Below are 12,457 nucleotides of genomic sequence, written 5' to 3' on the forward strand. Positions count from 1 at the left end.
TTCACGGTGACCTAATGCCCTCCTCTCACCTGTTCCGCGACCGCACCGCCGTCCATTCGGGTCGGGTCAGTTTCATCGAACTGTTCTTCGACCTCGTTTTCGTCTTCGCGATCACGCAGTTGTCGCACTCGCTTCTGGCCCATTTCACGCCGCGCGGCGCGCTGGAAACCCTGCTGCTGCTGCTCGCCGTGTGGTGGGTGTGGATCTATACCTCGTGGGTCACCAACTGGATGAACCCCGAAAGCGGCCCGGTTCGCGTCATGCTGTTCGTCCTGATGCTGGTAGGGCTCGGCCTGACGACTTCACTGCCTCAAGCGTTTTCGAGTCCGGTCCACGGCCTGATCTTTGCGGGCTGTTACGTCGCCATGCAGGTCGGACGGTCGCTGTTCATGGCCATCACCGTGCGAGGCCACAGTCATGAAAACCATCTGAATTTTATCCGTATTACGACGTGGTTCGCGACCTCGGGTATCTTCTGGATATGGGGCGCGTTTAGTGACGGCGACCTGCGTCTGGGCCTGTGGGCCGTAGCTCTGCTGATCGAGTATATCGGGCCGCGCGCCTTTTACTGGGTGCCAGTGATCGGCAAATCGTCGTTTGCCAGTTGGGACGTGGACGGCGAGCATCTGGCCGAACGCTGCGGCCTGTTCGTCATCATCGCTTTGGGCGAGTCGATCCTCGTCATGGGGGCCAGCTTCGCGCACGAAGCCCTGTCGCTCGATACGACCCTGGCCTTTTTGCAGTCCTTCGTCACCTGTATCGCCATGTGGTGGCTCTATTTCGGTATCACGGCCAGCAAGGCCAGCCACAAGATCGCGCACGCCGAACTGCCCGGCGAACTGGCGCAGGTCGCCTATACCTATATCCATCTACTGCTGATCGCCGGGATCATCCTGACGGCGGTCGGCGACGAACATGTGCTGATGCACCCGCATGAGGAAGCCGGGATCGTCAATGTCGCCTCCATTCTCGGCGGTCCCGCGCTCTATCTGCTCGGCAATCTGCTGTTTATCCGCGTCACGAGCGGTGCATGGGCACCCTTGCATATGGCCGGGATCGTTGCCTTTATCGGCATTGGTGCAGGCGCGTTTTACGGCGCTTTGCCTCTGAACGCGCTGGGCCTGGCCTTTGTCAGCGCGGCGGTTCTGGTGGTGGTATCGCTTGTGGAACCGTGGCTTTATCGCCGCCTGAGCGCGAAAACAGCCTGATCAGACCCGCAACGCCTCAGCCAGAGCCATGAACAGGGCACCGACGCCTTTCGGATCGTTAGCCACGATCTTTTCCGACAGGTAGTAGTCGTAACTGCCGTCGCGATAGGGCGTCCCGCCGAGACCCGCGACCTGACAGATACCATTCAGCGCCGTGGGCGTGACGAAACGTTCGATCAACGCCGACAGGCTTTTCATACCCTCGGCCCGCGTCGGTGCATCGACGATACCAAGCCGCGCCGCTTTCAGGATCGCATAGGTGATCATGGCGGAGGCCGAGGCCTCTTCGTAATTACCGGCGCGCGTCCCCTGATCGAGCACCTGATACCACAGGCCGTCACGGCTGCGCACCGCCAGCAGCGCCTCGATCGTCTGACGCAGGATGCGCGCGATATCGGCACGGCCCTGCGCATCGAAACCGTCCGACAGGTCGTAGGTATCGATCAGGGCGCAGACCCACCATCCCATCGCGCGGCCCCAGAAGTTGGGCGACAGGCCGGTCTTCGGATCGGCCCAGCGTTGTGCCCGGCTTTCATCCCAGCCGTGGTAGTAAAGACCGTTGCCGGGGTGACGCAGGATTTTCTCCACCGTCCTTATCTGGTTCACCGTATCGGCGAACAGGGCCGGATTTTTCGTTACGCGGGCATACTGGGTCTGGAACGGCTGCCCCATATAGAGGCCGTCGAGCCAGACCTGCCACGGATAGCGCGCCTTGTGCCAGTAATTGCTGGTCTTGGTGCGCGGGAAGGTTTTCAGCGGCTCGAACTGCACGTCTATCGCCTTGCGAAAGCGCGCCTCGCCGGTGGCCTTGTGCAGGGGCAGCAGCACCCGGCCCGCATTGATCATGTCGATATTGTACGGGATGGGCTTGAACAACGGTAACGCGCCATCGGAGGCGACGCGCGTGTGCATATCGTCGTAGACGTAGTTTAGGAACGCCTTATCCCCGGTGGCGTCATAAAGCTGTAGTATGCCCGTCCACACCACACCGTCTTCGTATCCCCAGACCGACGTGTGCGGTTGGAAATGCGAGAGGTAGGAACTAACGAAGGCGGGGACGTCCCGACCGAGTTTAGTAAGTCGCTCACGCGTCTTCGTCTCAAGCGTGAAGGGGTGTCGCTGCATGGCGGGCACGGCGGCCTGCGCCGGAACACCAACGTGAAGCAAGGCTGCCGCGCTAACGCAGAATAAACGTCGGTCCATGTTTATCTCCCTGCCCGCGCCACGGCCTTATTCTGTTTTTAAGCGCAGCTTGATTCATAGCACGGGGCACCGCGCTATCGTCAAACGATTTGGTATTTAGACAGGAGCCAAAGAAAAAGCCCCCGAACCTGAGTTCGAGGGCTTTGACAGTTTCGGGTCAAGGGGGCGAGCCCCCTTGCCTTCTTTTGCTTGTCGCGCATTTGATCCAAAAACCGCTGAACACTTTTTGGAATGCGCTTAACGCTTACTCGCCAGCCACGGGGCCTTCGAGCAGGACTTCCGCCGGCAGCGGTTCCATCGTCTCTTCGCGCTGGTGCGCCAGAGCCTCGTCGCGCTTCATCGCCACGCGCTGGAGCGAGCGGAGATAGGCACCCGTACCGGCCGGGATCAGACGACCGACGATGACGTTTTCCTTCAGGCCGTCGAGGGTATCGATCTTGCCGTTGACCGAAGCGTCGGTGAGGACGCGGGTGGTCTCCTGGAACGATGCCGCCGAGATGAACGACTTGGTTTGCAGCGACGCCTTGGTGATCCCCAGAAGGATCGGCTGCGTCAGGGCGGCGCGGCCACCACGACGTTCCGCCTTCAGGTTTTCGACATCGACTTCGGCCTTGTCGAGGTGGTCGCCACGGATGAGGCCCGTGTCGCCCGGTTCGAGGATTTCGACCTTTTGCAGCATCTGACGCACGATGACTTCGATGTGCTTGTCGTTGATCGGCACGCCTTGCAGACGGTAGACTTCCTGCACCTCGTTGACGAGGTATTCGGCCAGAGCCTCGACGCCCTGAATACGCAGCAGATCGTGCGGATCGGGGTTACCGTCGATGATGTAGTCGCCCTTCTGGATGATATCGCCGTCGTGGACGGAGATATGCTTACCCTTCGGGATCAGGAATTCGACCGCTTCGGAACCATCCTCAGGAGTGATCTTGATGCGGCGCTTGTTCTTGTAGTCGCGACCGAATTCGACGCGGCCATCCATTTCGGCGATGACGGCGCAATCCTTCGGACGGCGGGCTTCGAACAGTTCGGCGACGCGCGGCAGACCACCGGTGATGTCGCGGGTCTTGGCGCCTTCGGTCGGGATACGGGCGATGATTTCACCCGGACGGACCTCGTCGCCGTTGCCGACGGAGAGAATGGCCCCGACCGGCAGCAGGTAACGGGCTTCCGCCCCGCTGGCCAAACGCTTGTAGGTGCCGGCATCGTCGATCACGCCCATGGTCGGACGCAGATCGGCGGCACGCGACGAAGCGCGGAAGTCGGTGACGACGCGGTTGGTGATACCCGTGGCTTCGTCGGTTTCCTCGCGGACGGACTGACCGTCGGTGAGGTCCTCGAAACGGATCTTGCCGCCCACTTCGGTGATGATCGGGGTGGTATAGGGGTCCCACTCCGCCAGACGCTGGCCCTTCTTGACTTCGGAACCTTCCTTGACGCGCAGACGCGAGCCGTAAGGCACCTTGTAGGTTTCGCGGTCCTTGCCATCGTGGTGGATGGTGATGACCGTGTTACGCGACATGGCGATCAGATCGCCGTGCGCGCCCTGAACCGTCGGGGCCGCCGACAGCTTGATCACGCCGTCCGAGGTCGTCTCGTAGAACGACTGCTCGGCCACCGACGCCGTACCGCCGATGTGGAAGGTACGCATGGTCAGCTGGGTGCCGGGCTCGCCGATCGACTGCGCCGCGATGACGCCGACCGCTTCGCCCATATTGACGCGCGTACCGCGGGCCAGATCGCGACCGTAGCAGGCCGCGCAGGTGCCGAGTTCGGCTTCACAGGTCAGGACCGAACGGACCTTCACCGACTGAACGCCCGAGTTCTCGATTTCCTCGACAACGTTTTCGTCGATATAGGTGTCGGCAGCGACGACAACTTCGCCGGAGGCGACGTCACGGATGTCTTCGGCCGTGGTGCGACCCAGGACGCGGGCACCGAGCGACACCAGCACGTCACCGCCTTCGACGACGGCGCGCATGGTGATGCCACGGGTCGTGCCGCAGTCTTCTTCCATGATGATACAGTCCTGAGCGACGTCGACGAGACGACGGGTCAGGTAGCCGGAGTTGGCGGTCTTCAGCGCGGTATCCGCGAGGCCCTTACGGGCACCGTGGGTCGAGTTGAAGTATTCCAGAACCGACAGGCCTTCCTTGAAGTTCGAGATGATCGGCGTTTCGATGATCTCGCCGGACGGCTTGGCCATCAGGCCGCGCATCCCGCCGAGCTGCTTCATCTGGGCCTGCGAACCGCGGGCGCCGGAGTTGGCCATCATGTAGATCGAGTTGATTTCTTTTTCGCGGCCATCTTCCGTAAGGTGCTTACGGCTGATTTCCTTCATCATCTCGTCCGACACGCGGTCGGTCGCCTTCGACCAGGCGTCGACGACCTTGTTGTACTTCTCACCCTTGGTGATCAGACCGTCGGCGTATTGCTGCTCGTATTCCTCGACCAGCTTGCGGGTCTCTTCGACGATCCCCTTCTTGGTGTCGGGGATAACGATGTCGTCCTTGCCGAAGGAGATACCGGCCTTGGCCGCTTCCTTGAAGCCCAGCGCCATCATCTGGTCGGCGAAGATCACCGTCGCCTTCTGACCGCAGTGGCGGTAGACGATGTCGATGAGGTTGCCGATTTCCTTCTTGGTCAGGGTCTTATCCAGAACCTTGAGGCCGATGTTCTCATTGTACGGCAGGAGCGCGCCGATCTTCATGCGGCCCGGGGTCGTATCGACGACCTTGGTGCGCACGACGCCGTCTTCGTCCTTTTGGGTAAAGCGGCACTTGATCTTGGCGTGCATCGAAACCACGCCGGCGTCGAGCGCCTGCTGGATTTCGTTGAGGTCGCCGAAGATCATGCCTTCGCCGGCTTCCTTGTCCTTCACGAGCGACAGGTAGTAGAGGCCGAGGACGATATCCTGCGACGGCACGATGATCGGCTTGCCGTTGGCGGGCGACAGGATGTTGTTGGTGGACATCATCAGGACGCGCGCTTCGAGCTGGGCTTCGAGCGACAGCGGCACGTGGACGGCCATCTGGTCACCGTCGAAGTCGGCGTTGAAGGCCGAACAGACGAGCGGGTGCAGCTGGATCGCCTTGCCTTCGATCAGCTTGGGCTCGAAGGCCTGGATGCCGAGGCGGTGGAGCGTCGGCGCGCGGTTGAGCAGGACCGGGTGTTCGCGAATGACCTCTTCGAGGATATCCCACACCTGCGGCTGCTCGCGCTCGACCATGCGCTTCGATTGCTTGACGGTGCCCGACAGGCCCTTGGCGTCGAGGCGCGCATAGATGAACGGCTTGAACAGTTCCAGCGCCATCTTCTTCGGGATGCCGCACTCGTGCAGCTTGAGTTCCGGACCGACGGTGATAACCGAACGACCCGAATAGTCGACGCGCTTGCCGAGCAGGTTCTGACGGAAGCGGCCTTGCTTACCCTTCAGCATGTCGGCGAGCGACTTCAACGGACGCTTGTTGGCGCCGGTGATGACGCGGCCACGGCGACCGTTGTCGAACAGGGCGTCGACCGATTCCTGAAGCATACGCTTTTCGTTGCGGATGATGATGTCCGGCGCGCGCAGTTCCATCAGGCGCTTCAAACGGTTGTTCCGGTTGATGACGCGGCGATAGAGGTCGTTGAGGTCGGAGGTGGCGAAGCGGCCACCGTCCAGCGGCACCAGCGGACGCAGTTCCGGCGGGATGACCGGCACGACGGTCAGGACCATCCATTCGGGCTTGTTGCCGGATTCGAGGAAGGCCTCGATCAGCTTGAGGCGCTTGGAGGCCTTCTTGGCCTTCATTTCCGAGGGGTTGTCCGCCAGTTCGGCGCGCAGCTTGTCGGCGACCTCGTTGAGGTTCATCGACATCAGCATGTTGCGGATGGCCTCAGCGCCGATCTCGGCGGTGAAACTGTCGTCGCCGAATTCTTCCTGATAGCGGTAGTATTCGTCTTCCGACAGAAGCGTGTTCAGCTTCAGCGGCGTCAGGCCGGGCTCGGTGACGATGTAGTTTTCGAAGTACAGGACGCGCTCGACGTCTTTCAGCGCCATGTCGAGGAACATGGAGATACGCGACGGCAGAGACTTCAGGAACCAGATGTGAGCGACCGGCGAGGCCAGCTCGATGTGGCCCATGCGCTCACGACGAACGCGCGACAACGTCACTTCGACGCCGCACTTTTCGCAGATGATGCCCTTGTACTTCATGCGCTTGTACTTGCCGCACAGGCATTCGTAATCCTTGGTCGGGCCAAAGATACGGGCGCAGAACAGGCCGTCGCGTTCCGGCTTGAACGTCCGGTAGTTGATGGTTTCCGGCTTCTTGATCTCGCCGAACGACCACGACAGGATCTTTTCGGGCGAGGCCAGGGTGATGCGGATCTGGTCGAAGGTCGGGGCGACCTGGACCGGATTGAAAATATTGAGGACTTCCTGGTTCATTCCAGTACTCCAATTTGGGCGTATCGCCCGAAAAACAAATCAGATGCGGTGACGGGGTATTTGAGGGGTCTTGCGACCCCTCAGCCTTTACCCTTGACCATTTTCCAATTCGACATTGAGACCCAGCGAACGCATTTCCTTGATCAGGACGTTGAACGATTCCGGGATACCGGCTTCGAAGCTGTCGTCGCCACGGACGATCGCTTCGTACACCTTGGTCCGGCCGGCCACGTCGTCCGACTTCACGGTCAGCATTTCCTGAAGGGTATAGGCGGCACCATAGGCTTCCAGAGCCCAGACCTCCATTTCCCCGAAGCGCTGACCGCCGAACTGCGCCTTACCGCCCAGCGGCTGCTGGGTAACGAGCGAGTACGGCCCGATGGAGCGGGCGTGGATCTTGTCGTCGACCAGGTGGTGCAGCTTGAGCATGTAGATGATGCCCACGGTGACCGGACGCTTGAACTGCTCGCCCGTCTGGCCGTCGAACAGGATCGACTGACCCGAACGGTTGAGGCCGGCGAATTCGAGCATGTCCTCGATGTCGTTGATGTGCGCACCGTCGAAGACCGGGGTCGCGATCGGCACGCCGCGCGCGAGGTTCTTGGCCAGCTCGATCAGCTCTTCTTCCGTTTCCGGCAGTTCCTGATCGGCACCGTAGGCGCCCTTCAGGTGATCGATCAGCGCCTGCTTCTGGCCGCCGTTCTGCCACTCTTCGAGGAGGTTGGCGATCTGCTTGCCGATATTGGCGCAGGCCCAGCCCAGGTGGGTTTCGAAGATCTGACCGACGTTCATGCGCGACGGCACGCCCAGCGGGTTCAGAACGATGTCCACGTGCTCACCATCGGCGAGGAACGGCATGTCTTCGACCGGGAGAATCTTGGAGATAACCCCCTTGTTGCCGTGACGGCCGGCCATCTTGTCGCCCGGTTGAAGCTTGCGCTTCACAGCCACGAAGACCTTGACCATCTTCATGACGCCCGGCGGCAGTTCGTCGCCGCGTTGCAGCTTCTCGACCTTGTCCTCGAAGCGACGGTCCAGACGCTTGCGGGCATCTTCGAACTGGCGCTTCATGGCTTCCAGTTCGCCCATCAGCTTCTCGTCTTCGAGCGCGATCTGCCACCAGAGGCCCTTGGACACTTCGCCCAGCTTCTCTTCGGTGACTTCGCCGCGGCCCATGCCCTTCGGGCCGGAGACGGCGGTCTGGCCGAGGATGACTTCCTTGAGGCGACCGTAGATGTTGCGCTCAAGGATGGTCAGTTCGTCGTCGCGGTCCTTGCCGAGGCGTTCGATTTCGTGACGCTCGATCGCCATGGCGCGTTCGTCTTTTTCGACGCCGTGACGGTTGAAGACACGGACTTCAACGATCGTACCGGCCACACCCGGCGGCAGACGCAGCGAGGTGTCGCGGACGTCGGAAGCCTTTTCACCGAAGATGGCGCGCAGGAGCTTTTCTTCCGGCGTCATCGGGCTTTCGCCCTTCGGCGTCACCTTGCCGACGAGGATATCGCCCGGCTGGACTTCGGCACCGATGGCCACGATACCGGCTTCGTCGAGGTTGCGCAGGGCTTCTTCGCCGACGTTCGGGATGTCGCGGGTGATTTCTTCCGGCCCAAGCTTCGTATCGCGGGCCATGACTTCGAACTCTTCCAGATGGATAGAGGTGAAGATGTCGTCGCGGACAATGCGTTCGGAGATCAGGATCGAGTCTTCGAAGTTGTAGCCGTTCCACGGCATGAAGGCCACGAGGACGTTGCGGCCCAGCGCCAGATCGCCCAGATCGGTCGACGGACCGTCGGCGATGATGTCACCGGCAGCGACCTTGTCGCCCACGTTTACGATCGGGCGCTGGTTGATGCAGGTGTTCTGGTTCGAACGCTGGAACTTCGACAGGCGGTAGATGTCGACGCCGGGCTTGGCCGGGTCGGTTTCTTCCGTGGCGCGAACAACGATACGGGTCGCGTCGACCTGCTCGATGACACCGGTGCGGCGGGCCGCGATGGTGGCGCCGGAGTCGCGGGCGACGACCGATTCCATGCCGGTGCCGATAAACGGCGCGTCGGCCTTCACCAGCGGCACGGCCTGACGTTGCATGTTCGAGCCCATGAGGGCGCGGTTGGCGTCGTCGTTTTCAAGGAACGGGATCAGCGCGGCAGCGACCGAGACGACCTGTTTCGGCGACACGTCCATATAGTCGACCTGTTCCACACCGGCCAGCGTCACTTCGCCGTTGATGCGGACCGTGGTCAGGTCGTCGACGAACTTGCCGTTCTGAATCTGCACGTTCGCCTGAGCGATGGTGTGCTTCGACTCTTCCATGGCCGACATGTAGGTCACGTCTTCCTGCACAGCCCCGTCGATGACGCGGCGGTAAGGCGATTCAATGAAGCCGTACTTGTTGACGCGGGCGTGGGTGGCCAGCGAGTTGATCAGACCGATGTTCGGGCCTTCCGGCGTTTCAATCGGGCAGATACGGCCATAGTGCGTCGGGTGAACGTCGCGGACTTCGAAGCCCGCGCGCTCACGCGTCAGACCGCCTGGGCCCAAGGCCGACAGGCGACGCTTGTGCGTGATTTCCGACAGCGGGTTCGTCTGGTCCATGAACTGCGAGAGCTGCGACGAGCCGAAGAATTCGCGCACCGAAGCGGCAGCCGGCTTGGCGTTGATGAGGTCGTGCGGCATGACCGTGTCGATATCGACCGAGGACATGCGCTCCTTGATAGCGCGTTCCATACGCAGCAGGCCGACGCGGTACTGGTTTTCCAGCAGTTCGCCGACGGAGCGGACGCGGCGGTTGCCGAGGTTGTCGATGTCGTCGATTTCACCACGACCGTCGCGCAGGCCGACGAGGATCTTGAGAATTTTCAGGATGTCGTCCTTGCGCAGCACGCGCTCGGCGTCCGAGACGTCCTGCTCAAGACGCATGTTCATCTTGACGCGGCCGACGCTGGACAGGTCGTAGCGCTCGATTTCGAAGAACAGGCTCTGATACATGGCCTCGGCGGCTTCGATCGTCGGCGGCTCGCCCGGACGCATGACGCGGTAGATGTCGAACAAAGCGTCTTCACGCGACGTGTTCTTGTCCACGCGCAGCGTGTTGCGCATATAGGCGCCGACCGTCACGTGGTCGATGTCGAGCACGTCAATGGTCGTGAAGCCCTGCGCTTCCAGCACGGCGATGGCAGCGGGATCGAGCTCGTCACCGGCTTCGGCATAGATTTCGCCGGTCTCGAAGTTGACGGCATCGCGGGCCAGATAACGGCCATTGAGCGCGTCCGGCGACAGCAGGAGCGACTTCACGGTGTCGCCCAGCTTTTTGGCCGAACGGGCCGAGATCTTGGTGCCGGCCTGAGCGACCACTTCGCCGCTGTCGGCGTCGATCAGGTCGAATTCCGGCTTCACGCCGCGCCAGCGCTCGAACTTGTACGGCGTGACCCAGCCGGCATCGCCCTTCTTTTCGTAAGGCACGACGTCGTAGAAGGTCGTCAGGATTTCTTCGCCGTCCATGCCCAGCGCGGCCAGGAAGGTCGTGGCGGGCAGCTTGCGGCGACGGTCGATACGGACATAGAGGATATCCTTGGCGTCGAATTCAAAGTCGAGCCACGAACCGCGGTACGGGATGATGCGCGCGCCGAACAGGAGCTTGCCCGACGAGTGGGTCTTGCCCTTGTCGTGGTCGAAGAAGACGCCCGGCGAACGGTGCATCTGCGAGACGATCACGCGCTCGGTGCCGTTGACGATGAAGGTACCCTTGTCCGTCATGAGCGGGATATCGCCCATATAGACGTCCTGCTCCTTGATGTCCTTGACCGAACGGGCACCCGTGTCTTCATCGGTTTCGAACACGATGAGACGCAGCTTGACCTTCAGCGGCGCGGCATAGGTGATGTCGCGCTGGATGCATTCTTCGACGTCGTACTTCGGCTCTTCGAACTCGTACGAGACGTATTCGAGCGTGGCGCGCTCGTTGAAATCCTTGACCGGGAAGACGCTCTTGAACACGGCTTCCAGACCGTCGTCGACGCGCTCGACGGCGCGGACGAAGCGTTGCAGGAACTGTTCGTAGGAGGAGCGCTGAACCTCGATCAGGTTCGGCATACGGATCGCTTCGGGGATTCGGCCAAAAGACTTACGAATCCGCTTCTTTTCGGTGAACGACAGGGCCATCGTTATTCCTTGAAAGCGTTTAAACGCGTTTAGATTTTTAGGTATCACCCCGCGAACGGGGCATTTTGAGAAACGTTTTATGCGCCTGCTCTTTTATGACGTTTCCGCCAAAGACGCTGTTTTTCAAAGGCTTTCGCTTCAGAAAGCTTAAGGCCCCTCACCGGTGGAAAGAGCATAAAACCGGCATTCGGGCCTATATCAAGGCGCAGTACGCCTTAAAAGGGAGTGTGCCATAGCCTACTTATCCACGTATGTCGAGGGGAGATTTAAACTTTCTCAGCGGGCTTGTAAAACCACATCCAAATGCCGAGAAAAATGCCCGCAACCAACGGCAGGACGTAGTTGGAAATATCGGGCACGCCGACACCAATGATAAACAGAGCAACAAACAAACAGCACCCGGCAACGACTCTGTCGTTATTGACGATTCTGAACGTCTTTGACAGGCGGATGAAGTGTGTCGCTATCACCTGACCCAGATACCAGACGATGAAAGCCAAAACAACGGCGTACGGCGCGGACGTGGAAGATGAAAACATAGCGCCTGCCATGACACATATCGAGCCGACCAAAGCCCATACCTTCATAGGGAAACGCCTATCCTGCACTATGACTAAGAGCGGACTAATGAGAAGGATAGTGAGATAAAATAATGTCGGTGGATCATCGGCCTTAGCAAACACTGCAATATTGCGAAAAATCGGCGCTACTAAAGACTCGAAGAAATACTCCCATTCGGTACTTAAGCTTTTGTCATGAAAGCTTGCAAACACAAGCGCCTGGCTAAAACTAATCACTACCATGGCGATGTCTATCGCCTTATAAATGCCGGTCGTTTTCGGTTCTGGAATATCCCGAATGCCGGCATCACGATTGCGCTTGTCAATAATAGTCTGAAACTGTGACGGTGTATTCATGCCCCCCTCCCTTTCAGCAAAACTACCACAATAGACTGCATCCTGAAACTATCCGTTTTTTTGTGCATCCCCTGAAATCAGGGGAGGACCAGACGATTGGCGCGCACAATATCCTTATCTCTTCCGAACAGATGCAATATACGCACTTGCTCTTCAAGCGAAGGTACCGGCAGAGCATCAACCCAATCCTCACTTTCAATTTGCAATTTACCCCATTCGCCTCCTGAAAACACCTCCAGATCGCCCATGAAGTCGATCTCGACGCCTCCTTCGGGCGTGTGCTGGAAATAGGGGTTGGAGCGGAACCTGCCGTCCGGGCGCGGCGGCATGGTTTCGGCGTTCAGCTTTATCCGCGCGGCCTCGATCACGGCAGACGACGCAAAGACATCGACATCCTTAGGCACGATATCGACACCACTCAGACAGAGCGCGGTCGAGCCGATAATCCACCACGGTTGGTCCTGCGGCATAATCGAGCGGATCAGGTCGAGTGACAGTCTGAGTTCGGGCGTCATGCGGCAATCTAACACAGG

At 60.1% G+C, this 12,457-nt stretch carries 6 protein-coding genes; 1 reads left to right on the top strand and 5 read right to left on the bottom strand.

All coding sequences use genetic code 11. From position 1 onward, the window contains the following. Positions 1-14: 14 nt before the first annotated feature. On the top strand, positions 15-1,208 hold the full coding sequence (locus tag AEYBE204_RS35400) for a low temperature requirement protein A (protein WP_023463373.1): 1,194 nt from the start codon (positions 15-17) through the stop codon (positions 1,206-1,208). On the opposite strand, the gene AEYBE204_RS35405 is transcribed toward AEYBE204_RS35400, so the two are convergent. The 5 genes from AEYBE204_RS35405 to AEYBE204_RS39665 all read right to left on the bottom strand — a co-directional run bounded on the left by AEYBE204_RS35405 (position 1,209) and on the right by AEYBE204_RS39665 (position 12,439). Next, positions 1,209-2,411, bottom strand: coding sequence for a glycoside hydrolase family 105 protein (locus AEYBE204_RS35405; protein WP_081724731.1), 1,203 nt, complete (start codon positions 2,409-2,411; stop codon positions 1,209-1,211). A gap of 244 nt (positions 2,412-2,655) precedes the next feature. Further along, positions 2,656-6,843 carry a DNA-directed RNA polymerase subunit beta' gene (gene rpoC, locus AEYBE204_RS35410; protein ID WP_023463375.1) on the bottom strand — a complete coding sequence of 1,396 codons (4,188 nt, stop codon included), beginning with the start codon at positions 6,841-6,843 and terminating at the stop codon, positions 2,656-2,658. Positions 6,844-6,930: 87 nt separating this feature from the next. Then, positions 6,931-11,007 (bottom strand): DNA-directed RNA polymerase subunit beta, encoded by a 4,077-nt coding sequence (gene rpoB / locus AEYBE204_RS35415; RefSeq protein WP_023463376.1) that lies wholly within the window; start codon positions 11,005-11,007, stop codon positions 6,931-6,933. 266 nt (positions 11,008-11,273) lie between these two features. Continuing rightward, positions 11,274-11,924: a hypothetical protein gene (locus AEYBE204_RS35420; protein WP_023463377.1), complete on the bottom strand. Its 651-nt coding sequence runs from the start codon at positions 11,922-11,924 to the stop codon at positions 11,274-11,276. 77 nt (positions 11,925-12,001) lie between these two features. Further along, positions 12,002-12,439 carry a hypothetical protein gene (locus tag AEYBE204_RS39665; RefSeq protein WP_023463378.1) on the bottom strand — a complete coding sequence of 146 codons (438 nt, stop codon included), beginning with the start codon at positions 12,437-12,439 and terminating at the stop codon, positions 12,002-12,004. Between the last annotated feature and the right edge of the window lie 18 nt (positions 12,440-12,457).

The sequence above is a fragment of the Asticcacaulis sp. YBE204 genome, assembly GCF_000495855.1.
GTDB lineage: Bacteria > Pseudomonadota > Alphaproteobacteria > Caulobacterales > Caulobacteraceae > Asticcacaulis.